This is a genomic window from Mycolicibacterium fluoranthenivorans (assembly GCF_011758805.1).
GTDB lineage: Bacteria > Actinomycetota > Actinomycetes > Mycobacteriales > Mycobacteriaceae > Mycobacterium > Mycobacterium fluoranthenivorans.
Window position 1 is genome coordinate 1,603,600 of record NZ_JAANOW010000001.1, and the last position, 22,710, is coordinate 1,626,309.

The window sequence follows — 22,710 nt, forward strand, 5'->3', positions numbered from 1 at the left end:
ACTAAGGTGATACCGGCGGTACCGCAAGAATCTGTGGGTGCGGGGGTGCCGACCGGCTGTCGGTGGCCTCTACTAGGGTGCTGGCGTGATCGTCACCACCGTCAACGTCAACGGCATCCGCGCGGCCGTCAAGCAACGATCCAGTGAGAACCTCGGTCTGTTGCCCTGGTTGAAGGAGTCCCGTGCCGACATCGTCTGTCTGCAGGAGACCCGCGCCGACGACGAGCAGCTGCGCGACGCGCTGGCGCCGGCCCTGGCAGACGGCTGGCATCTGGCGTCGGCGGAGCCGCATGTGAAGGGCCGCAACGGTGTTGCCGTCCTGTCGCGGACCCCGTTCACCGGTGTGCGGGTGCTGCAATCCGAGGAGTTCGCCGCGCACGGCCGCTATATCGAGGTGGACACCGAGGGCGCCACCGTCGCCAGCGTCTACCTGCCCACCGGGGAGGCCGAGACCGACCGACAGCTGGAGAAGGAACGCTTCATGGCGACCATCGAGGCCCGGATGGCGGAACTTCTGGGCGGCAACCGCGACACCGTACTGTGCGGTGACTGGAACATCGCCCACACCGAGAACGACATCAAGGCCTGGAAGGCCAACGTCAAGAAAGCCGGCTTCCTGCCCGGCGAGCGGCAGTGGCTGACCGAGCTGATGGCCACCGGGTGGGTTGACGTGGTGCGCAGGCTGCACCCCGACGTCGCCGGCCCCTACAGCTGGTGGTCATGGCGCGGTAAGGCTTTCGACAACGACGCCGGCTGGCGCATCGACTATCACCTGGCCGATCCGCGACTGGCCGAACGGGCGGTGTCCGCTCATGTCGAGCGTGCCGAGTTGTATGCGCTGCGGTGGTCGGATCACGCGCCGGTGACGGTCGAATTCAGCTGACCGGGCAGTGCGGGTCGCCGGGTGCGCTGAGCGCACTGTCGGCACCGTCGATGGCCGCACGCACCGCATCCAGAACCCGTGGATCCCAGGTGAGTCCCGTCTGCCAGGGCAGCCCGGCGAGATCGGACACGAAGATGCTGTGGGTGTCGTCGAAGGTGAGGCAGCGCCGGTGCGGCAGTACCCGGTCGCTGATCTCGGTGGCCAGCGCACTCGAGAGCGCGACGAGCCCGTCGTTGGGCCACACGGTGGGATTCACCGGGCCCGCGCCCGCCGGTGCGGCGAAGCGGTTGCCGCCGATCAGGGTCACCGGGATCTTGTCCAGCACCCCGGCCTGGTAGTCGTTCCAGCCGTCGGGGCCCATCAGGTAGGCCTGGTTGACCTCGCGTCCCGAGCCGGCCATCAGCCGTTCGACCTCGGCCTTCATATTGTCCATGGCGGTCTCGCAGAAGGTGTCCCCGAGGCAGTCCGACCTCGGGGTGATCCCGTTGGCGTAATCGGACAGATAGGACCCCTGCCACGGGGTCCCGAGGGTCGTCAGCGACCGGATCCGGATCGGTGATCCCAGGCTCTGCAAGACCCGGATGGCCGACCGGGAATACAGCCCGCCCATCGAGTGGCCGACGATGTCGATCTCGTCGACGCCGTAGCGCTCGTGCAGGTGGCCGAAGAATCGGGCCAGATGTTCACCGGCGGTGTCGATGCTGGCGGTCGAGTTGACGGTCATGTTCTCCGGGAGCGGGATCGGACAGTCCCCGAAGGCGCCGAAACCGCCCTGGTCGACGACGGGGCCGCGACCGGCCATCGCCGGCGAGGTGAACACGGTGTAGCCCTGCCCGAGCAGGTAGTGGCGCAGCTCGGTATCGGTGTTTCCGGCGGCCAGCCCCGACGCACAAGCCTGGTCGGGCGTGGTGAACGGACTCGTGGCGTCGCCGCCGGACACGATGACGACGGCGCGGCCCGCGGATCGCGGTGCGGCGTGGGCGATTCCGACACTGAACGCGGTGGCGAGGGCGAAGACCAACAGGCCGACCAAGAAGCGGTACACGACCCTCCCAATTAATTGACGGTGTCGCAAATAGTAGTCGGTGCAGCCCGAAATCCGCGCATGACAAAATCAACACATCATGAGTGATTCCAGCAGCTCCGCTCGCCAGGTCGTCTTCTCCGGCGCGCAGCCCACATCAGACTCCCTGCACCTCGGTAACGCGCTCGGGGCGGTCAACCAGTGGGTGGGCCTGCAGCACGACTACGACGCCTACTTCTGTGTCGTGAACCTGCACGCCCTCACCGTCGCGCAGGATCCCGAGGTGCTGCGCGCGCGCACGCTGGCCACCGCGGCGCAGTACCTGGCCCTCGGGGTGGATCCCGCCAAGGCGACGGTGTTCGTGCAGAGTCACGTGCCCGCGCACGCCGAACTCGCGTGGGTCTTGGGGTGTTTCACCGGATTCGGCCAGGCCTCTCGGATGACGCAGTTCAAGGACAAGTCGCAGAAGCAGGGCGCCGACTCGACCACCGTCGGTCTGTTCACCTACCCGGTGTTGATGGCCGCCGACGTGTTGCTCTACGACACGGCCGTGGTGCCGGTGGGGGAGGACCAGCGTCAGCATCTGGAGCTCGCGCGCGACGTCGCCGCGCGGGTCAACGGTCGGTTCCCCGGCACCTTCGTGGTGCCTGAGGCGATGATCCCCAAGGCCACCGCCAAGATCTACGACCTGCAGGACCCGACGGCGAAGATGAGCAAGTCGGCGTCCACCGATGCCGGGTTGATCAGCCTGCTCGACGATCCGAAGAAGACCGCCAAGAAGATCCGCTCGGCGGTCACCGACAGTGAGCGCGAGATCCGGTTCGATCCGCAGAACAAGCCGGGGGTGTCCAACCTGCTGACCATCCAGTCCGCGGTGACCGGTACCGACGTCGACAAGCTCGTCGAGGGTTACTCGGGGCGCGGCTACGGCGATCTGAAGTCCGAAACAGCGGACGCCGTAGTCGAATTCGTCACCCCCATCAAGAACCGGGTCGACGACCTGCTGGCCGATCCGGCCGAACTCCAGGCGGTGCTCGCCGCCGGTGCCGCGCGCGCCGGCGAGGTCGCTGAAAAGACGCTGCGGCGGGTATATGACAGGGTGGGCTTCCTGCCGCCCACGCGCTGACACCCGGGGAGAAACCGCCATGGCTGAGCCGGACGACAAGCCGGGTGTGCTGGACCGACTGCGCGCCCGATTCCCGTGGTTGGGCCGCATCATGCGGGCCCAGCAACGCTACAACGACCGCAAGGGCGATTTCTACGCCGCGGGCATCACCTACTTCACGGTGTTCGCGCTGTTTCCGTTGTTGATGGTGGGCTTCGCGGCCGCCGGCTTCGTGCTGGCCAGCCGGCCGCAGTTGATGGCCGATATCGAACTGCGGATCAAGGAGACGGTGTCGGGTGACTTCGGCACCCAACTGGTGCAGCTGATGGACTCGGCGATCTCCTCCCGCGGCACGGTCGGTGTCATCGGCCTGGCCACCGCAGCCTGGGCCGGCTTGGGCTGGATGTCGAACCTGCGCGAGGCGCTCAGCCAGATGTGGGAGCAGCGCACCGAGAAGGACGGTTTCGTGCGCGCCAAGCTGTCGGATCTGGCGGCCTTGCTGTCGGTGTTCGTCGCCATGGTGCTCACCATCGCGCTCACCGCGCTGGCCAACAAGTCGGTGATGACGCGGGTGCTGGATTGGGTGGGGCTGCACGACATCACGACGCTGGGCCGGCTGTTGGGCGCGGTGTCCTGGTTGCTCTCGGCGCTGGTGTCCTGGCTGCTGTTCACCTGGATGATCGCCCGGCTGCCGCGTGAGCCGGTCGCCTTCGGCGGCTCGGTACAGGGCGGGCTGCTGGCTGCGGTGGGGTTCGAGATCTTCAAGCAGGTCGGGTCGATCTATCTGGGCTCGGTCGTGCACGGACCGGCCGGCGCCACCTTCGGTCCGGTGCTCGGTCTGATGGTGTTCGCCTACGTGACCGCCCGGCTCATCCTGTTCGCCACCGCGTGGGCGGCGACATCGGCCGAGAGCATGTTGCTGGCGCCCGTCGGGCCGCCCGGTCCGGCGGCCATCACCCCGCGGGTGCAGGTGCGCGAGGGAGTCGGAGTCCACGGTGCGGCGGTCGCGTTCGCGGCGGGAGCGATTGGGGCGTTGGGTATTTCGCGATGGTGCCGCCGTTCGCGATGACACCGGCCCAGGCATGGTGCGAGGCCATGGGGATCTCGGTGCCGATCGTGAACGCCCCGATGGGCGGCGCGGCCGGCGGGCGGTTGGCCGCCGCGGTGTCGAAAGCGGGCGGGTTGGGGATGATCGGCATGGGCAGCGCGGCCACCCCGGGGGCATTGCGCCGGGAGCTTGCCGAACTGGGCGACCACGGCGGCCCGTTCGGCATCGGGCTGGTGCACTGGGTGATGTCCGAGCAGCCCGAGCTGTTCGAGATCGCGGTGGCGGCGCGGCCCACGCTGCTCGCGGTGAGTTTCGGAGATGACTGGTCCTGGGTGGCTGACGCGCACGCCGCGGGTGTCCCGGTGTGCGCCCAAGTGGCGCATCGGGGCGCCGCGGAGCGCGCGTTGGCCGCCGGGGTGGATGTCCTGGTGGCCCGCGGCGCCGAGGGTGGGGGCCACGGCGAGCCGGTGTCGCCGACTCGGGTGGTACTCGCCGACGTCCTCGATGCCGTCGATGTCCCGGTGCTTGCCGCCGGGGGGATCGGATCGGCCGCCGCGGTATCCGCCGCACTGGCCGCCGGGGCGGCGGGGGTGTGGGTGGGGACGGCGTTCACGCTGTGCCACGAGGCTCTGACGCCGCCGGGGGCCCGTGGCGAACTGCTGGCGGGCACCGAGACCGAACTCACCCGGGAATTCGACATCGCCGCCGGATACCGTTGGCCGGTAACCATTCCCGAGCGCGTGCTGCGCGGTTCGGCGGTCAACGCCGGTCAGGGCGTCGGCGAGCTGGGGGAGGAACTCGGGGCGGCGGAGGTGGTGGCCCGGCTGGCGGGTCAGGCCTGAGGTCGGCGATTCATCGACCGGGCGGCCATGATCAGCGCGAAGACGATGATCGCGCCGACCAGACCGACACCCACCCGCACCGGCACGGCGTCGGCGGGCGGTAGCGCGGTGGCCGCCACGGCGGTGGGATCCGGCCTGTCCTGCTTGGCCTTGGCCAGCAGGGAGGGATCGGGCTCGATCAGCTTGCCGACCTTGGTACCCGGTGCCGTGGCGAAGCCGTAGTCCAGAAGGTGCGCGGCCTGCTCCCAGGGCGCGATGGGTTCGCGGGTGCCGCGCAACAGCACCGCGACCAGGCGGCGGCCGTCCCGGTTGGCGGCGCCGACGAAGGTCTGACCGGCATCGTCGGTGTAGCCGGTCTTGCCGCCGAGGGCGCCCGGGTAGTTGTAGAGCAGTTTGACGTCGTTCTCCAGGTCGTAACCGGGATGGTCGTGGTCCTCGCCCGGGCGGGCCGGGTGCCCGGGGAACGGGTACTTCTCGGTGGCCACGACGTGCGCGAAGGTGTCGTTCTGCCACGCGTAGCGATAGAACAGGGCGATGTCGTAGGCCGACGTGCTCATGCCCGGTCCGTCCAGGCCCGACGGTGTGGCGGCGCGGGTGTCCCGACCCCCGAGTTTGTTGGCCAGCGTGTTGATCTTCTGCAGGGCGGTGTCCATGCCGCCGACCTGCACCGCCAGCGCGTGTGCGGCGTCGTTGCCGGAGTGCATCAGCAGGCCGTGCAGCAGGTCGTTGACGCTGTACCGCCCGCCCTCGTCGACGCCGACCCGGGTGCCCTCGGCGGCCGCATCGTCGGAGGTGCCGACGACCTGTCGGTTCAGTGGGAGCTCGTTGATCGCCTGCATGGCGATCAGCACCTTGATGATGCTGGCGGGGCGGTGCCGGCCGTGCGGGTCCTTGGCGGCGATGACATCGCCGGTATCGAGATCGGCGACCACCCAGGCCTCGGCCGAGATGTCGTTGGGCAGGGGCGGGGTGTCGGGTGCCACGACCACTCCGCAGTTGCCCATGGCGTCCCCGCCCAGCGGGGTGGCGGGCACGGGCAGCGGGGCCGGCGGGTCGCCCGCCTTGGGCACCTCGGATGAGTCCACGGCGGGTGGGGTCGTCACCCGGAACGGGCAGGGATCGGGCGGGCCGGGCTCGGCGTGTGCCAGGGCCGGTCCGACGGCCAGGAAAAGCGCTGCAGCCAGGGCTGCAGCGCGGTGGAGCGGGGTTTTCGTGGTCGCCATCGTGTCAGCAGATTAGGTGACGACGGCGCCGATCTCGAGGAGCCGCGCTGTGACTGGTGGGGTTTAAGTTACAAAGGTGACTACTTCGGCAGGGCGCAATGCGCGAGCGCGTCCGAGCCGATGGTGCTCAGCCACAGCCGGTCGTCCCGCTCGACCAGTCCGGTGACCTGACCGAAGCGCGGGTGGCGACCGTGGATGCCGGCCACCGGGGCGCCGGAGTCCGGGTCGAAGGCCACCGCCCACACTTCTGAGGGCATCTGGGGCTGAAGGGCCGCGGGCAGTCTCCACACCACCCTGCGCAGCACCGGCGGCCGGGCGGCCAGCCAGTCGGCGGGCTTGTTGACCGGGCAGACCAGCGCCACCCAGATCCGGCCGTCGGCGCCGGTACAGATGTTGTCCGGCATGCCCGGCAGGTGCTGTACCAGCGGGGTGACGGTGCCGGACTGCGGACCGGTCAGCCAGTACTTCGACAGTCTGCGGGCCTGTGTCTCGGCGAATACCAGCGCCGAACCGTCGGCGGTGACCGTGAGACCGTTGGCGAAATACAGTCCGCCGGCCAGGGTGTCGACGGTGCCGTCGTGGTTCAGCCGGTACAGGCCGCCGGCGCCGCGCGCGTCCATGATCGCTGCCCTGAACCACTCGTAGTGGTAGTCGCTGGTGGACTCGGTGAAATAGATTGTGCCGTCGTCTGTTTCGGTGACGTTCGAACAGAACCGCAGGGGTCGGCTGCGCGGCGCGGAGCCTGCGCCATCGACTGGGGCCGTCCGGGTGAGCGTGGTCAGCTCGCCGGTGTCGGGGTCCAAGGCCAGCAGCCCGCGGTGGCTGTCGCAGACCAGGATCCGGCCGTCGCGGGCGACGTGCATGCCCAGTGGTCGCCCGCCGGTGTCGGCGACGACGGTCGCGGCCCCGTCGGGGTCCAGGCGCACGATGCGGCCATCGACCAGGCCGGTCCACAGCCCGCCCTGGGCATCGGTCACCACATCCTCGGGTCCGTGTCCGGGCATCGGCACGAGGGTGAGCTCGGGGAGCGGGTAGTCCGGCAGCGGGTCCACTGGCGGTGGTTGCCAGCGGACGGGATGGATGGTGGGTTTCTCGACAGCGGCCGACACCTCACCGACGGTAGTCCGCAGACGGCGACGGCCGGGCGGTTTCCCGCCCGGCCGCCGCGACGTCCGTGATCTAGAGCAGGCGACCGGCCTCGCTCAGCACCCCGTGCAGGATGTCGTAGATCGCGTCGAACTCCTTCTGCCCGCTGATCAGCGGGGGAGCCAGCTGCACCACCGGGTCGCCACGGTCGTCGGCGCGGCAGTACAGGCCCGCCTCCCACAACGCGGGGGTCAGGAAGCCGCGCAGCAACCGCTCGGACTCTTCGTCGTTGAACGTCTCCTTGGTGGTTTTGTCCTTGACGAGTTCGATGCCGTAGAAGAAACCCTCACCGCGGACATCGCCGACGATGGGCAGGTCGTACAGCTTCTCCAGGGTGGCCTTGAACGCCGGGGCCTGCTGCTTGACGTGGGCGTTGATGCCCTCGCGCTCGAAGATGTCCAGGTTGGCCAGCGCCACCGCCGACGAGACCGGATGCCCGCCGAAGGTGTAGCCGTGCCCGAACACCGTCTTGCCGTCGTTGAACGGCTCGAACAGCCGGTCGCTGGCGATCATCGCGCCGATCGGTGAGTAACCCGACGTCAGACCCTTTGCGCTGGTGATGATGTCGGGAACGTAGCCGAGATCGTCGCAGGCGAACATGGAACCGATGCGGCCGTAGGCGCAGATCACCTCGTCGGACACCAGCAGCACGTCGTACTCGTCGCAGATCTCGCGGACCCGCTCGAAGTATCCCGGCGGCGGCGGGAAGCAACCGCCGGCGTTCTGCACCGGCTCCAGGAACACCGCGCACACCGTGTCCGGTCCCTCGAACTCGATGGCCTCGGCGATCCGGTCGGCGCAGTACCGCCCGAACGCCTTCTCGTCGTGCGCGTAGGCCTCCGGCGCCCGGTAGAAGTTCGTGTTCGGTGCGCGGAAGCCACCCGGGGTGAGCGGTTCGAACGGCTCCTTGAAGGCGGGAATGCCGGTGATCGCCAGCGCGCCCTGCGGGGTGCCGTGGTAGGCGATCGCCCGCGAAACCACCTTGTGCTTACCGGGTTTGCGGGTGAGCTTGAAGTACTGCTTGGCCAGTTTCCAGGCGCTCTCCACCGCTTCGCCACCACCGGTGGTGAAGAAGACCCGGTTCAGGTCACCCGGTGCGTAGTGCGCCAGCCGTTCGGCCAGCTCGATCGCCGTCGGGGTGGCATAGGACCACAGCGGGAAGAAGGCCAGCTGCTCGGCCTGCTTTGCGGCGGCCTCGGCCAGTTCGGTGCGCCCGTGTCCGACCTGGACCACGAACAGGCCCGAGAGCCCGTCGATATAACGGCGGCCCTGGTCGTCGAAGATGTGGACGCCCTCACCGCGGGTGATGATGGGCGGGGTGATATCGGCACCGTGCCGGGCGAAATGCCCCCACAGGTGGCGCTTGGCCTTGGCGGCCAGATCGGTTGAAAGGGATTGTGCTACATCGGTTGTTGTCATCGCGTGCCCCAGTTGTATTGCTGTTTGACAAGTTTGAGATAGACAAGAGTCTCGGTTGATATCACCCCTGGAACGGCACGGATCTTGGTGTTGAGCAGGTCGAGTAGGTCGCCGTCGTCCTCGCAGACCACCTCGACGATGGCGTCGAAGGTTCCGGCGGTGAGCACCACGTAGTCCACGGACTCGATGGCGGAGAGCTTGTCGGCGACCTTGGTGGTGTCGCCCGTGCAGCGGATGCCGATCATGGCCTGGCGCGCGAAGCCCAGCTGCATGGGGTCGGTCACGGCGACGATCTGCATGACGCCGGCGTCGACCATCCGCTGGACGCGCTGGCGTACCGCGGCCTCCGACAGACCCACGGCCTTGCCAATGCCCGCGTACGAACGTCGGCCGTCCTGCTGCAGCTTCTCGATGATCGACTTGGACAGCTCGTCGAGCTGGAATGCCGCGCCTGGCCGGGAGTGGTTGATTCGCAGGGAGACGGCGGAGGCGCCGGGCTGTGAATCTGGGTTCGACATGCACACGATTGTGCACGGAATCCGTAGTTTGAGGCAACCATTTCGATTAAATCGCGCGTTTCCGGTGTCCTCAACCGGTGGAATGCGCAGCAGACCTCGGGTAGCGTGGTGCCCCGTGGCCCTCACTGAAACCCCTGTTGTCGCTGGTAGCTGGATCAACGGCGAGGCGGTGAAGACCGGCGGTCAGCCCTTCGCGGTGATCAGTCCGGCCACCGGTGAGGTGGTGTCGACGTATGCGCTGGCCACTCCCGCGGATGTGGACGCCGCCGTTGCCGCCGCGCGCGCCGCGCAACCGGGCTGGGCCAAGGCGGCGCCCGTCGAGCGGGCCGGCGTGCTGGCCAAGCTCGCCGAACTGATGGAGGCCAACGCGGCGACGTTCATCGCCGAGGAAGTGGCCCAGTGTGGCAAGCCGGTACGGCTGGCCACCGAGTTCGACATCCCGGGCAGTGTCGACAACGTGGCGTTCTTCGCCGGTGCGGCGCGGCATCTGGAAGGCAAAGCCAGTGCCGAGTATTCGGCCGACCACACCTCCAGCATCCGCCGCGAGGCCGTCGGCGTGGTGGCCACCATCACGCCGTGGAACTATCCGCTGCAGATGGCGGTGTGGAAGGTCATCCCGGCACTGGCCGCGGGCTGCGCCGTCGTCATCAAACCCGCCGAGATCACCCCGTTGACCACCCTCACGTTGGCCCGTATCGCCGCCGAGGCCGGCCTGCCCGCCGGGGTGCTCAACGTCGTCACCGGGTCGGGCGCCGATGTCGGCACGGCGTTGGCCGGGCACCGTGACGTCGACGTCGTGACGTTCACCGGGTCGACGGCCGTGGGCCGCAAGGTGATGACCGCCGCGGCCGCGCACGGACACCGCACCCAGTTGGAACTCGGCGGCAAGGCGCCGTTCGTCGTGTTCGACGACGCCGATCTCGATGCCGCCATCCAGGGTGCGGTCGCCGGGGCGCTGATCAACACCGGCCAGGACTGCACGGCGGCCACCCGCGCGATCGTCGCCCGCGACCTCTACGACGACTTCGTCGCCGGGGTGGCCGAGGTGATGGGCAAGATCGTGGTCGGCGACCCGCACGATCCCGACACCGATCTGGGCCCGCTGATCACCACCGCACACCGGGACAAGGTGGCCGGTATGGTCTCGCGGGCACCCGCCCAGGGCGGCCGCGTCGTCACCGGCGGCGTCATCCCCGATCTGCCCGGCTCGTTCTACCGCCCGACGCTGATCGCCGATGTCGCAGAGGATTCCGAGATCTACCGGGACGAGATCTTCGGGCCCGTGCTGACGGTGCGCGCCTTCACCGATGACGATGACGCGCTGCGTCAGGCCAATGACACCGACTACGGGCTGGCCGCCTCGGCGTGGACCCGCGACGTCTACCGCGCCCAGCGCGCATCGCGTGAGATCGACGCCGGCTGCGTGTGGATCAACGACCACATCCCGATCATCTCGGAGATGCCGCACGGCGGCGTCGGCGCGTCCGGGTTCGGTAAGGATATGAGCGACTACTCCTTCGAGGAGTACCTCACCATCAAGCACGTGATGAGCGATATCACCGGTGTGGCCGAAAAGGGCTGGCACCGGACCATTTTCACGAAGCGCTGACCCGCGATTTGTGCACGTTTACCGGCGCTCGACGCCGGTAAACGTGCACAAATCACCCGAGATCAGCCGATGCGAATCAGCTTCTTATTGACGAACTCGTCGATTCCGAAGCGGCCCAGTTCGCGGCCGAAGCCGGACCGCTTGACCCCGCCGAACGGCAGCTCGACGCCTTCGGCACCGACGGCGTTGACGAACACCATGCCCGCCTCGATCTTGTCGGCGACCCGGGCGGCCTGCGCGTCGTCGGTGGTGTAGACATACGAGCCGAGGCCGAACGGCGTGTCATTGGCCAGTTCGATTGCCGCGTCCTCGTCGGCGACCTTGTAGACCGACGCCACCGGACCGAAGAGTTCCTCGCGGTAGTCGGCGGGCACGTTGGTGAGCACACCCGGTGGGTAGAAGGCGCCCTTGCGGCTGCCGTTGGTCGTCAGTTCGGCACCGGCCTCGACGGCCCGATTCACCTGGTCCTCCAGTCGCTCGGCCGCGGCCACCGACGAAAGCGGAGCCAGCCCTTCGGATTTCGCGAGCACTTTTGCGGTGAACTTGTCGAGGAAGGTGTCGTACACGGACTCGGCGACGATGATGCGCTTGGCGGCGTTGCAGGCCTGGCCGGTGTTCTCGAAGCGGCCGTCGACCGCGGCCTCCACCGTGGCGTCGAGGTCGTCCGAGCTCAGCACGATGAACGGATCCGAGCCGCCGAGTTCGAGCACCACCTTCTTGAGGTTGCGTCCGGCGATCTCGGCCACCGCCGCGCCGGCCCGTTCGGAGCCGGTCAGCGACACCCCTTGGATGCGCGGGTCGGCGATGATCCCGGCGATCTGTTCGTTGGTGGCGTAGATGTTGACGTAGGCGCCTTCGGGATAGCCGGCGTCGGTGAAGATCTGCTGCAACGCCGCGGCGGACTCGGGGCACTGCGGGGCGTGCTTGAGCACGATCGTGTTGCCCAGGGTCAGGTTCGGTCCGGCGAACCGGGCCACCTGGTAGTACGGATAGTTCCAGGGCATGATGCCCAGCAGTACGCCCACCGAGCTACGACGGATCAGTGCCGACCCGTCGCCGTCGAGCAGCGTGATGGGTTCGTCGGCGAGGAACTTCTCGGCGTTGTCCGCGTAGTACTCGTAGATCGATGCGCTGAACTCGACCTCGCCCACGGACTGGTCCAGGGGCTTGCCCATCTCGCGCTGAATGATGCGCGCCAGCTCGTCTTTTCGCTCGACGTGCAGTTCGGCCACCCGGCGGATCAGCGCCGCGCGGTCGGCGACGGTGCTGGTGCGTGACCATTCGCGGTGGGCTTTGGCGGCGGCGGCCACGGCCGCCTCGATCTGGGCGTCGGTGGCGGTCGGGTATTCCTTCACCAACTCGCCGGTCGAGGGATCGACGACCGCGTACAGCGTCGTGCTCATTGCTGGTGACTCCTTCCAACGGGCAGCTCTGCCCGGTTCAGTGGTTCGGTATCAATACTGCACGAGAGGACAAGTGCGGGTTGGGCAACTCATCGCTCCCGGGTGAACTCCTCGCCCGTTTCGGGGTTGATCGCGGTTACCCCGGGCGGAAGGTTCGACAGGTCGGGCGCGATGACGGTCGGCATGTCACCGGAGTCCGGCAGGCCGAACCGCGCTTCGACGGCGGCCTGGTCCGCGGCGGTCTCCAGGACGAGGTCGTGGCTGCGCCGGGGCAGGGTGAGCCCCTTGAAGAAACCGGGCGCCATGATGCGCCACACCAGCATGAGAATCAGGCCGAGCACCAGGGCGCCGATCCCGACGACGGCGACCGCGCCGAACCCGAAGATGGTGACGTTGTTGCCGTCGTCGTCGGTCAGCCAGTCCGGCTTGGCGTACTGCACAAGGCCGTAGCCGAACATCACCAGCAGGATGACGCCGCCGAGCAACGGCACCACGCCGCGCATCACGAAGTCGCGGAGGTTGCCGGTGAGCGTCTTGCGGTAGAACCACACGCAGGCGAAGCCGGTGAGTCCGTAGTAGAACGCGATCATCAGGCCCACCGAGCCGATCAGCGCGGTCAGCAGATTGGTGCTGATGACGGTGAACAGCACGTAGAAGACGGCACTGACGATGCCCATCGCGATGGTCGATGTGGTGGGGGTCAGGTAGGTGCGGTGGATCTTGGCGAAGGAATCCGGCAACGCCTTGTACACGCCCATGGACAGGGTGGTGCGGGCCGTCGGCAGGATGGTGGTCTGAGTGGAGGCCGAGGCCGAGGTCAGGATGGACGCCGACAGCAGCAGCATGCCGATGTGACCAAGTGTGCTGTCCCCGAACAGGTCCGGGCCGATCGCGGCGAACACATCGGCGGAGTTCTCCGGATTGCCCAGCCCGATACCGTCGGTGCCGACGCCGGCGAACGCCACCGCCGCGACGCTCACCAGGGCGTAGGTGGCCAGCAGCAGGAAGGTCGAGATCACGGCGGCCCGGCCGGGCGTGCGGCCCGGGTCATCGGACTCCTCGTTGCACGCCACCGCGGTGTCCCAGCCCCAGTAGATGAAGATGGTGGTCAGAATCGCGGGCGCGATGACAGTGCCGAAATCCAGTCCACCGGGCCAGAACCAGGACAGCGACGGGATCAGCGAGTAGTCCTCGGCGGTGTGGGTGTACACCTTGACCAGGGCCACCACCGACAGCACGATCAGCACCACGACCTCGATGCCCAGCAGTCCGTACTGCAGTCGTGCGGACACCTCGATACCGCGGTAACAGATGTAGGTCATCACCGCGATCCAGATGACGCCGGCCACCGTGGACCACAGGGTGCTGCTGGCCAGCGTGGCCGCCGAATGCCAGCCAAGGTCGCCGGCGAAGGTGAAGGAGTAGGCCCCGGCGATCTGGGCCAGGTTGGCCATCACGATGACGTCGGCGGCGATGATGCCCCAGCCGCCCAGCCAGCCCACCACCGGGCCGAAGGAACGCGACGCCCACGTGAAGGTGGTGCCGCAGTCCGGCTCGGCTTTGTTCAGCTCCTGGTAGGCCACGGCGATCAGATACATCGGGATGAACGAGATGAGCACGATGGCAGGTGCTTTGGTGCCCGAGAGCAGCCCGGTGCTGCTGGCGACGATGAGCCCCAGGGTCGCCGCGAGGCTGTAGGCGGGCGCCGTGGAGGCCATCCCGACGACGATGCTCGACACCAGACCCAGGGCGCCGCCCTTGAGTCCTTTGCTCTCGACCCCGGAACCGCTGGGCTCGAGGGTGAGTTCGCCTTTACTCATCGCATCTCCCTGCTGATTACTGACATATCGAGAACGTAGAATACGGTTTCAGTTGTCAAAGTGCGCGTCAACAACGAAATTAGTTTTTCTGGTGTCCGGTGGCACGGCCGCGCGCGCTATTGTCGTGAACTGTGACCACCGCGCAGCGGGCGGACGAATTCGAAGCGCTGCGGCCCCACCTGCTGGCCGTGGCTTACCGGCTGACCGGCACGTATGCCGACGCCGAGGACATCGTTCAGGATTGCTGGCTGCGCTGGCACAATTCCGGCACCGAGATCGCCGATCTGCGGGCCTGGCTGACCACCGTGGTGAGCCGCCTCGGGCTGGACCGCCTGCGCTCGGCCGCGCACCGGCGGGAGACCTATGTCGGCGAATGGCTGCCCGAGCCCGTGGTGACGGGATTCGGCGGTGCCGCCGATCCGCTGGCCGCCGTGGTGGCGGCCGAGGACGCGCGGTTTGCGGCCATGGTGGTCCTGGAGCGGCTGACCCCGGATCAGCGGGTCGCCTTCGTCCTGCACGACGGATTCGCCGTACCGTTCGACGAGGTCGCCGACATCCTGGGGATCGGCGCTGCCGCCGCCCGGCAGCTGGCCTCCCGCGCGCGCCGTGCGGTCGCGTCGGCGCCGCCGCCCGACCCGGCGCACTCGGAGGTCGTCGGCAACCTGATGGCCGCCATGGCCGCCGGCGATATGGCCGCCGTCGTCGCGCTGCTGCATCCCGACGTCACCTTCACCGGCGATGCCAACCGGCGCGCGCCCACCGCGGCCCGGGTCATCGTCGGTCCCGACAAGGTCGCGCGGTTCCTCTTCGGGCTGGCCAAACGCTATGGGCCGGACTGGCTCTCGGCGACTGAGCTGGCTCTGGTCAACGGGGACCTGGGCAGTTACACGCCGGGCCGTCCCGCGTCCGACGGTTATCCGGAGCTGTCACCGCGCATCACGGTGATGACGGTCCGTGACGGATTGGTCTGCGCGGTATGGGATATCGCGAATCCGGACAAGTTCACCGCGTCCCCGCTCCATCAGTCCACGGAATCCGGCACGCATCGCCGGAATTGAAGCCCTGCTCGGTGATGCCCAGTGCCGCGTACATCCGTGCCCGCATGTTCTCGATGCCGATCTGGTAGGTCAGCTCGATCACTCCCGCATCGCCGAACCGGGCGCGCAGGTCGGCCACCTGCTCGTCGGTGACCGTGTGCGGGTCGGTGGTCATGGCGTCGGCGTAGGCGATCGCGGCGCGTTCGTCGTCGTCGAACGCCGGTGACGTCGCGTAGTCGGCGATGGAGGTGAGCCGGTCCACGTCCAGGTTGTCCAAGCGCATGAGCATGGCGCCGAAATCGACACACCAGGAGCAGCCGACGGTGCGCGCGGTCCAGAACACCGCGAGCTCACGGACGCCGGCCGGCAGCTTCTTTGACCCGCTCTTGAGCAGCATCTCGTGTACGCCGTTGGCGACCAGCAGGCGGGGATGATGTGCCGCCACGGTGAACGGTTCGGGCACCTCGCCGAATTGCCGCTTGGCGTACCGGTACATCAACCGGGTGAACAGGCCTGCATGTGTCGGGGGCAGGGGAGCGATTCTCGTTGTCATATCTGTCAGACGAGGTAGCCCGCGAATGTGTGACAGCCCTACCCGCGCGCCGGCGAACCGGTCGGCAGCGGCGGGGCGATCGACCACATGACTTCGCTCTCGCCGGTGTCGGCGTTGTCCCAGGCGTGCGGTGACTGCGCGGAGAACGTGTAGCAGTCTCCGGTGTCGAGCAGCTGTTCCTGACCGTCGACCACCAGGCGCAGCTTGCCGCGGATGACGACGACGACGATCGTCTTGGAATCCAGTGTGTAGGCGCCGCCGGATCCGCCGCCGGGTTGGAGGACGGTGCGCATCACCTGGACGTTCTGTTCGGTGGCCGGGGTGAGCAGATACTCGCGAATACCGCTGCCGCCCATCTCCAGTGGCGCGCCCCGCCCATTGCGCACCATCGCCGAATCGGGGAAGTCGAACAGCGAGCCCACCGACGCGCCGAGGATGTCGCAGATCCGCAGCAGATTGGGTACCGAGATCGCGGTCTGGCCCCGCTCGACGAGGCTGAGGAAACCCTTGGTCAGGTCGGCTTCGGTGGCCACTGCGTCGAGGGTGAGTCCCCGCTCGGTGCGCAACGCCCGCAGCTTCGGCCCGAGCCGGTTCATCATCGAGTCGACGTCGGCGGTGCGCGCCGCGCCCGCAGATCGAGTTCGTGGCATCGGCTTCCCTCCCGGCCGTGACAGCTCTTGCCGTTCGGAGTTTAGCGGTATATAACTTCGAAAAAGTTTTGTGGCATTAAACAACCGAGGAGCTGTTTGTGAGTCATACCCACCATCACGACGCACGGACCGTGCGCGCTGCGGTGTTCACCGAACCCGGGAGGGCGGTGCACACCGTGGACGTGCAGCTGGCTCCACCCGGTCCGGGCGAGGTGGAGGTGGCGATCGCCGGTGCCGGCGTGTGCCATTCGGACCTGCATGTCGTCAAGGGGGAGTGGGACGTCCCGGCCCCGGTGGTGTTGGGCCACGAAGGTTCCGGCGTCGTGACCGCCCTGGGTGACGGCGTGACCAGCCTGGCCGTCGGCGACCACGTCGTGCTGTCCTGGGTCCCGGGTTGCGGCTCGTGCCGGCAGTGCGAGCGTGCGCGGCCGTGGCAGTGCGAAGTCGCCGCGACGGTGGTCGCGGCCGGCGGCGTGCTGTTCGACGGCACCGGCCGGTGGAGTCGGGACGGCGCGACCCTGCACCACTATCTCGGCGTGTCCTCATTCGCCGAGCGGGTGGTGGTGCCCGCCGCCGGTGCGGTGCGGATCCGCAAGGACGCCCCGCTGGACGTCGTCGCACTCGTCGGCTGCGCGGTGGCCACCGGTGTGGGGGCGGTGCGCAACACCGCCGGGGTCGAAGAGGGCGCCACCGTTGCGGTGATCGGCTGTGGCGGTGTCGGGCTGTGCTGTATCCAGGGCGCGCGGCTGGCCAAGGCCGGACGCATCATCGCCGTCGACATCGACGCCGGCAAGCTGGAGCACGCCCGCCGCCTCGGTGCCACCGACACCATCGACTCCGCGGCGACCGATGCCGTTGCCGCGCTCAAAGAACTTGTGCCGGAAGGGCTCGACTACATCTTCGACGCCATCGGCAAGATCGTCACCACCGAACAGGCCATTGCCGCGCTCGGTCTCGGCGGTGCCGCCGTCATCGTCGGTCTGCCACCGACCGGCTCGACGGCGCGCTTCGACCCGCTGGTGCTGGCCGAGGCCAACCAGCGCATCCTCGGCTCCAACTATGGTTCGGTCGACCCGCAGCGCGACATCCCCGGCCTGGTCGACCTGTACATGGAGGGCGAACTGGATCTCGATTCGATGGTGTCGGGCCGTCGTCCGCTGGAGGACGTGCAGCACGCCCTGGACGATCTGGCCGGTGGCGGCGCGCTGCGCACCCTGCTGGTGCCGTCGATGGGTGCGCAGGCATGAGCGCCAACGACACGGTCCTCGCCGGAGACGGGTTGGCCCGGCGCAGCGTGAGCACCTTCGAGGTCGGCGCGCAGAGCGTCGCCAATGTCGCACCGAGTGCGGTCATCGCCTTCGCACCCGCTGCGATGGCCGCCTCCGCCGGCAACGGCGCCTGGCTGTCCTTCGCCATCGCGCTGGTCGGGGTGATGGCCATCGGCTACTGCGTCTGTGTGTTCGCCCGCAGGCGGGCCGGCGCCACGTCGCTGTACGCGTTCTCCCGGTTGTCGCTGGGCCCGGGTGGGGCGTTCGTCACCGGCTGGGCACTGCTCATCGGTGCGGTGTGCATTGCCGCCGGCTCGCTGGCCGGCGCCGGCTACTACACCAGTCGGGTACTGGAAACGGTGGGGGTGCAGACCTTTGCCGGGCCCGCCGGTCAGGTCTTCCTCGACATCGTGCTGGTGCTGATCGCGGCGTGGCTGACCATTGTCGGCGTGCGACTGGCGGCCAGGGTGTCCTCCGCCCTGGAGGTGCTGTCGATCGTGCTGATCGTGCTGGTGCTGATCGCCGTGTTGATCACGCACGGTCAGGTCTTCGACCTCGACCAGATCACCCTGAAGGGTTTCGACGCCGACGGCATCGTCTTCGCCGTCGTGCTGGCGGTCCTGGGCTTCGTCGGCTTCGAGGGCGCGGCCTCACTCGGTGCCGAAGCGGCCGAACCGTATCGCGCCATCCCACGTGCGGTGATGGGCAGCGCGGTGCTGGCCGGGGTGCTCTACATCTTCGCCACCTACGCGCAGGTGGTCGGCGCGGGCGGCCCCGAAGCGCTGGCCGCCAGTGCGGACCCGATGGAGGACCTGGCCCGCGGCAGCGGCCTGGACTTCCTGGGTCCGTTCCTGGATATCGGCTTTGCCGCATCGTTTCTGGCCGTGGTGATGGCCTGTATCACCGTGGCCGCACGCCTGCTGTTCGGCATGGGCAAGGAAGGCGTGCTGCCGGCCTGGCTGGCCCGTACCCACCCCCGGCACCGCACTCCGACGTCAGGCATCGTGGCGGTGACACCCGTGGTGGCGGTGGCGACCTGCGCCGTGGTCGGGGCCGGCACCGCGCCGCTGCTGGCAACCACCTACATCGACACCGTCGGCACCTTCGGCTACATGCTCAGCTACATCCTGATCTGCGTGGGCGCACCGCTGTTCATCCGCCGGCTCGGGGCCGCCAAGCTGGCGATGACCGTGCTGTGTGGCGTGGTCGGCACGGTGGTGATGGCGTATGTGTTCTACCGCAACATCTTTCCGGTTCCGGCCGCCCCGATGAACCTGTTGCCGTATGTCTTCGTGGCCGTGCTGGTACTGGGTATCGCCGGATTCGCGGCCCTGCGATTCCGCGATCCGGAAGCGGCGCAGCGCGCGGGGACATACGCCGAAGACGCCTGACGATGTGCCGAATGTGAAGCCTCTGCGGGATCGATGCCGATTCCCCGCAGAGGCTTCACATTCGCGTGTCTTTCAGGCTGCAGAGCGAAGGAACTACCGCGCGAACATCAGGGCGCGCTTGACCTCTTGGATCGCCTGAGTCACCTGGATGCCACGAGGGCAGGCGTCGGTGCAGTTGAAGGTGGTGCGGCAGCGCCACACCCCGTCGACGTCGTTGAGGATGTCCAGACGCTCGGCGGCACCCTCGTCACGACTGTCGAAGATGAACCGGTGCGCATTGACGATCGCGGCCGGGCCGAAGTACGAGCCTTCGTTCCAGAACACCGGGCAGCTGGTGGTGCAGCAGGCACACAGGATGCACTTGGTGGTGTCGTCATAGCGCGCGCGGTCGGTCTGGCTCTGGATACGCTCGCGCGTCGGGGCATTGCCCGAGGTCATCAGGAACGGCTTGACCGCGCGGAACGCGTCGAAGAACGGCTCCATGTCGACGACCAGATCCTTCTCCACGGGCAGGCCGCGGATGGGCTCGATGGTGATCGTGAGCTGCTTGGACGCCTTCTTGGGCAGCAGGTCACGCATCAACACCTTGCACGCCAGCCGGTTCACCCCGTTGATGCGCATGGCGTCGGACCCGCACACCCCGTGGGCGCAGGACCGGCGGAACGTCAACGTGCCGTCCAGGTACCACTTCACGTAGTGCAGCAGGTTCAGCAGCCGGTCGCTGGGCAGGCACGGCACGCGGAAGCTCTGGAAGCCGGCCGCGTCCGGGTTCTCCGGATTGAACCGGGCGATCTTCAGCGTGACCATCACCGCGCCGTCGGGCACGGGCGGCAGGTCGGGGCCCTTGGTCTCGGGTTCGGCAACTGCGGTCATCGTCAGTACTTCCGTTCCATCGGCTCGTACCGGGTCTGGACCACGGGCTTGTAGTCCAGCCGGATGTCGGACAGCAGGTCGGTGCCCTCTTTGTAGGCCATGGTGTGGCGCATGTAGTTGGTGTCGTCGCGGTTGGGGTAGTCCTCGCGGGCATGCCCGCCGCGGGATTCCTTGCGGTTCAGCGCACCGACGACGGTCACCTCGGCCAGCTCCAGCAGGAAGCCCAGCTCGATGGCCTCCAACAGGTCGCTGTTGTAACGCTTGCCCTTGTCCTGCACCGTGATTCGCGAGTAGCGCTCCTTCAGGGCGTGGATGTCGGTGAGCGCCTGCTTCAGCGTCTCCTCGGTGCGGAACACCGCGGCGTTGTTGTCCATCGACTGCTGCAGGGCGGTGCGAATATCGGCGACGCGCTCGTTGCCGTGCTCGGAGAGGATGTCACCCACCCAGCCGACCACCATCTCGGCCGGCTGCTCCGGCAGGTCGACGTGGTTGTGGTTGTTGGCATATTCCGCGGCGGCGATACCGGCGCGGCGACCGAACACGTTGATGTCCAGCAGCGAGTTGGTGCCCAGCCGGTTGGAACCGTGCACCGACACGCACGCGCACTCGCCCGCGGCGTACAGGCCCGGCACGATGGTGTTGTTGTCGCGCAGCACCTGGCCGTGGACGTTGGTGGGGATACCGCCCATCACGTAGTGGCAGGTCGGGTACACCGGCACCAGTTCGGTGACCGGATCCACCCCCAGGTAGGTCCGGGCGAACTCGGTGATATCGGGCAGCTTGGCTTCCAGGACATCCGCGCCGAGGTGGCGCACGTCGATGTAGACGTAGTCCTTGTTCGGCCCGGCGCCGCGGCCTTCGAGCACCTCGAGCACCATCGAGCGGGCCACGATGTCACGCGGGGCCAGGTCGACGATCGTGGGCGCGTAGCGCTCCATGAAGCGCTCGCCCTCGCCGTTGAGCAGACGCCCGCCCTCACCGCGCACGGCTTCGGAGATCAGGATGCCCAGCCCGGCCAGGCCGGTCGGGTGGAACTGGTGGAACTCCATGTCCTCCAAGGGAAGTCCCTTGCGGAAGATGATGCCCAGACCGTCACCGGTCAGGGTGTGCGCATTGGAGGTGGTCTTGTACATCCGGCCCGACCCGCCGGTGGCGAAGACGATCGCCTTGGCGTGGAAGACGTGGATGTCGCCGGTGGCCAGCTCGTAGGCGATGACGCCGGTGGCGACCGGGCCGCCGGGGGTCTCGGTGAGCGAGATGTCCAGTGCGTAGAACTCGTTGAAGAACTCCACATCGTGCTTGACGCAGTTTTGGTACAGCGTCTGCAGGATCATGTGTCCGGTGCGGTCGGCCGCGTAGCAGGCCCGGCGCACCGGCGCCTTGCCGTGATCGCGGGTGTGCCCGCCGAAGCGGCGCTGGTCGATACGGCCCTCGGGGGTGCGGTTGAACGGCATCCCCATGTTCTCCAGGTCGTAGACCGCGTCGATGGCCTCTTTGCACATGATCTCGACGGCGTCCTGGTCGGCGAGGTAGTCGCCGCCCTTGACGGTGTCGAAGGTGTGCCACTCCCAGTTGTCCTCTTCGACGTTGGCCAGCGCGGCGCACATACCGCCCTGGGCGGCGCCGGTGTGGCTGCGGGTCGGGTACAGCTTGGTCAGCACGGCGGTGCGGGCGCGCGGGCCGGCTTCGACGGCGGCGCGCATCCCGGCGCCGCCTGCGCCGACGATGACGACGTCGTAGCGGTGTTCAACAATCATTTTTCGCAGCTCCCGATCAAGAGATGTTCGCGTCGAACGTCAGCAGCACGTAGGTGCCCAGCACCAACGTGAACAGGATCGACAGTGCGAGCAGGGTGTTCAGCCAGAACTTGGTGGAATCCTTGCGGGCGTAGTCGGCGATGATGGTGCGCATCCCGTTGCCGCCGTGCAGCTGAGCCAGCCACAGCAGCAGCAGATCCCAGGTCTGCCAGAACGGCGAGGCCCAGCGCTGTGCGACGTAGTTGAAGTCGATGCGGTACACGCCGTTCTGCCACATCAACATGATGAAGAGATGCCCTAGAGCGAGAAAAACCAGTACGAGACCAGAAAATCTCATGAACAGCCAGGCGTACTTCTCGAAGTTGGGCATACCGCCGGGCCGGCGCGGGGCGCGCGGATTGTCCAGACCCGCGGGCCGGTCGTAGCTGCGCTGCATGACCGGGGCCGGGCCGCCGCGCTCGCTCAGGTGGTCGTAAGGATTCTCGCTGCTCATAGAAAACGCTCCGCCATGTGCATGCCGAGGACGCCCAAGGAGGGAATCATCACGGCCAACCAGATTCCGGCAATGACCCACAGCATCAGCCGCTGATAACGCGGACCGTGCTGCCAGAAATCGATGAGGATGACGCGGATGCCGTTGAGGGCGTGGTAGAGCACCGCCGCGACCAGCCCCACCTCCATGAGGCCGACGATCGGCGTCTTGTAGGTCTCGATCACTTCGTTGTAGGCCTGCGGGCTCACCCGCACCAGCGCGGTGTCGAGCACGTGGACGAACAAGAAGAAGAAAATCGTGGCACCCGTGATGCGGTGCAGTACCCAGGACCACATGCCTGGGTCGCCGCGATACAGGGTGCGGCGACGTGCCGGTTTGGAACGCGGTGCCGGTGTTTCGGAATCCGCAGCCGTCTGGGTCATATTCGCGGTCTCATTTCGGACATCTCCAACGCCATCGGTGGACGTTCGGGGACAAGGCTGTAATTCGTCCCCAAACCTCGGGGCGACTCTAAACCCAAATGGAGCCCACTTAGAACTAGCGTGGAGCCCAAAGAGGCCGTTCTACCACAAAGTTAGGGTTACCTACATTGGTTGCCGCCTTCGGGAGTGGAGTCTTCGGAATGCATTCAGATAATGTTCAGCGGAG

General features: G+C 67.6%; 20 protein-coding genes and 1 pseudogene. 8 read left to right on the forward strand and 13 right to left on the reverse strand.

Annotated elements, in window-relative coordinates:
* Positions 1–85 precede the first annotated feature (85 nt).
* The gene (locus tag FHU31_RS07905) at positions 86–883 is read left to right on the forward strand and encodes an exodeoxyribonuclease III (protein WP_167157234.1); all 798 of its coding nucleotides are present in this window, start codon (positions 86–88) and stop codon (positions 881–883) included.
* Here the strand turns inward: FHU31_RS07905 and FHU31_RS07910 are convergent.
* Entirely contained in the window at positions 876–1,928 is a 1,053-nt protein-coding gene (locus tag FHU31_RS07910) for a lipase family alpha/beta hydrolase (protein WP_167157236.1), read from the reverse strand. The two genes, FHU31_RS07905 and FHU31_RS07910, sit on opposite strands and share 8 nt — an antisense overlap.
* Positions 1,929–2,007: 79 nt before the next feature.
* Between FHU31_RS07910 and trpS the strand changes: the two genes are divergently transcribed.
* Genes trpS through FHU31_RS07925 form a run of 3 tightly spaced genes read left to right on the forward strand, consistent with a single transcriptional unit; the run spans position 2,008 to position 4,902 of the window.
* Positions 2,008–3,033 (forward strand): tryptophan--tRNA ligase, encoded by a 1,026-nt coding sequence (gene trpS, locus FHU31_RS07915; RefSeq protein ID WP_167157238.1) that lies wholly within the window; start codon positions 2,008–2,010, stop codon positions 3,031–3,033.
* 19 nt (positions 3,034–3,052) lie between these two features.
* Complete coding sequence (gene yhjD, locus FHU31_RS07920) at positions 3,053–4,081, forward strand: inner membrane protein YhjD (protein WP_167157240.1); 1,029 nt, start codon at positions 3,053–3,055, stop codon at positions 4,079–4,081.
* A gap of 26 nt (positions 4,082–4,107) precedes the next feature.
* Positions 4,108–4,902 (forward strand): nitronate monooxygenase, encoded by a 795-nt coding sequence (locus FHU31_RS07925; protein WP_167157242.1) that lies wholly within the window; start codon positions 4,108–4,110, stop codon positions 4,900–4,902.
* On the opposite strand, the gene FHU31_RS07930 is transcribed toward FHU31_RS07925, so the two are convergent.
* The 4 genes from FHU31_RS07930 to FHU31_RS07945 all read right to left on the reverse strand — a co-directional run bounded on the left by FHU31_RS07930 (position 4,893) and on the right by FHU31_RS07945 (position 9,208).
* A complete protein-coding gene (locus FHU31_RS07930) occupies positions 4,893–6,125 on the reverse strand; it encodes a D-alanyl-D-alanine carboxypeptidase (RefSeq protein ID WP_167157244.1) in 1,233 nt (410 codons plus the stop codon). The genes FHU31_RS07925 and FHU31_RS07930 overlap by 10 nt on opposite strands.
* Positions 6,126–6,205: 80 nt before the next feature.
* On the reverse strand, positions 6,206–7,234 hold the full coding sequence (locus FHU31_RS07935; protein ID WP_263987897.1) for an SMP-30/gluconolactonase/LRE family protein: 1,029 nt from the start codon (positions 7,232–7,234) through the stop codon (positions 6,206–6,208).
* Positions 7,235–7,304: 70 nt separating this feature from the next.
* Positions 7,305–8,690, reverse strand: a complete 1,386-nt coding sequence (locus FHU31_RS07940) for an aspartate aminotransferase family protein (RefSeq protein ID WP_167157246.1) — start codon at positions 8,688–8,690, stop codon at positions 7,305–7,307.
* Complete coding sequence (locus FHU31_RS07945) at positions 8,687–9,208, reverse strand: Lrp/AsnC family transcriptional regulator (protein WP_167157248.1); 522 nt, start codon at positions 9,206–9,208, stop codon at positions 8,687–8,689. Before FHU31_RS07945 ends, FHU31_RS07940 begins: the two co-directional genes overlap by 4 nt.
* A gap of 115 nt (positions 9,209–9,323) precedes the next feature.
* On the opposite strand from FHU31_RS07945, the gene FHU31_RS07950 reads away from it, so the two are divergent.
* Positions 9,324–10,817, forward strand: a complete 1,494-nt coding sequence (locus FHU31_RS07950; RefSeq protein ID WP_263987898.1) for a gamma-aminobutyraldehyde dehydrogenase — start codon at positions 9,324–9,326, stop codon at positions 10,815–10,817.
* A gap of 62 nt (positions 10,818–10,879) precedes the next feature.
* Here FHU31_RS07950 and FHU31_RS07955 read toward each other — a convergent pair whose 3' ends face one another.
* Together FHU31_RS07955 and FHU31_RS07960 are read right to left on the reverse strand one after the other, a co-directional pair.
* The gene (locus tag FHU31_RS07955; RefSeq protein ID WP_167157252.1) at positions 10,880–12,220 is read right to left on the reverse strand and encodes an NAD-dependent succinate-semialdehyde dehydrogenase; all 1,341 of its coding nucleotides are present in this window, start codon (positions 12,218–12,220) and stop codon (positions 10,880–10,882) included.
* 89 nt (positions 12,221–12,309) lie between these two features.
* Positions 12,310–14,040: an APC family permease gene (locus FHU31_RS07960; protein ID WP_167157254.1), complete on the reverse strand. Its 1,731-nt coding sequence runs from the start codon at positions 14,038–14,040 to the stop codon at positions 12,310–12,312.
* A gap of 131 nt (positions 14,041–14,171) precedes the next feature.
* Between FHU31_RS07960 and FHU31_RS07965 the strand changes: the two genes are divergently transcribed.
* Entirely contained in the window at positions 14,172–15,098 is a 927-nt protein-coding gene (locus FHU31_RS07965) for a sigma-70 family RNA polymerase sigma factor (RefSeq protein WP_167157256.1), read from the forward strand.
* Here the strand turns inward: FHU31_RS07965 and FHU31_RS07970 are convergent.
* Both FHU31_RS07970 and FHU31_RS07975 read right to left on the reverse strand, forming a co-directional pair.
* Positions 15,043–15,663: pseudogene (locus tag FHU31_RS07970) on the reverse strand (carboxymuconolactone decarboxylase family protein); the annotation flags it as partial. The gene FHU31_RS07965 and the pseudogene FHU31_RS07970 sit on opposite strands and share 56 nt — an antisense overlap.
* 5 nt (positions 15,664–15,668) lie before the next feature.
* Positions 15,669–16,280, reverse strand: a complete 612-nt coding sequence (locus tag FHU31_RS07975; RefSeq protein WP_234901156.1) for a helix-turn-helix domain-containing protein — start codon at positions 16,278–16,280, stop codon at positions 15,669–15,671.
* A gap of 131 nt (positions 16,281–16,411) precedes the next feature.
* Between FHU31_RS07975 and FHU31_RS07980 the strand changes: the two genes are divergently transcribed.
* Positions 16,412–17,527 carry a Zn-dependent alcohol dehydrogenase gene (locus tag FHU31_RS07980; protein WP_167160771.1) on the forward strand — a complete coding sequence of 372 codons (1,116 nt, stop codon included), beginning with the start codon at positions 16,412–16,414 and terminating at the stop codon, positions 17,525–17,527.
* Positions 17,524–18,939, forward strand: a complete 1,416-nt coding sequence (locus FHU31_RS07985; RefSeq protein ID WP_167157260.1) for an APC family permease — start codon at positions 17,524–17,526, stop codon at positions 18,937–18,939. The genes FHU31_RS07980 and FHU31_RS07985 overlap by 4 nt, the downstream gene beginning before the upstream one ends.
* 93 nt (positions 18,940–19,032) lie before the next feature.
* Here the strand turns inward: FHU31_RS07985 and FHU31_RS07990 are convergent, their stop codons facing one another.
* From FHU31_RS07990 to sdhC, 4 genes are read right to left on the reverse strand one after another with little or no spacing between them, the layout of a single operon-like run.
* Positions 19,033–19,812 carry a succinate dehydrogenase iron-sulfur subunit gene (locus tag FHU31_RS07990; RefSeq protein ID WP_167157262.1) on the reverse strand — a complete coding sequence of 260 codons (780 nt, stop codon included), beginning with the start codon at positions 19,810–19,812 and terminating at the stop codon, positions 19,033–19,035.
* Positions 19,813–19,814: 2 nt separating this feature from the next.
* Positions 19,815–21,569: a succinate dehydrogenase flavoprotein subunit gene (sdhA, locus tag FHU31_RS07995; protein ID WP_167157264.1), complete on the reverse strand. Its 1,755-nt coding sequence runs from the start codon at positions 21,567–21,569 to the stop codon at positions 19,815–19,817.
* Between the two features lie 16 nt (positions 21,570–21,585).
* Positions 21,586–22,062, reverse strand: coding sequence for a succinate dehydrogenase hydrophobic membrane anchor subunit (locus FHU31_RS08000; protein ID WP_167157266.1), 477 nt, complete (start codon positions 22,060–22,062; stop codon positions 21,586–21,588).
* Entirely contained in the window at positions 22,059–22,484 is a 426-nt protein-coding gene (gene sdhC, locus FHU31_RS08005) for a succinate dehydrogenase, cytochrome b556 subunit (RefSeq protein ID WP_090356090.1), read from the reverse strand. The genes FHU31_RS08000 and sdhC overlap by 4 nt, the downstream gene beginning before the upstream one ends.
* Positions 22,485–22,710 lie beyond the last annotated feature (226 nt).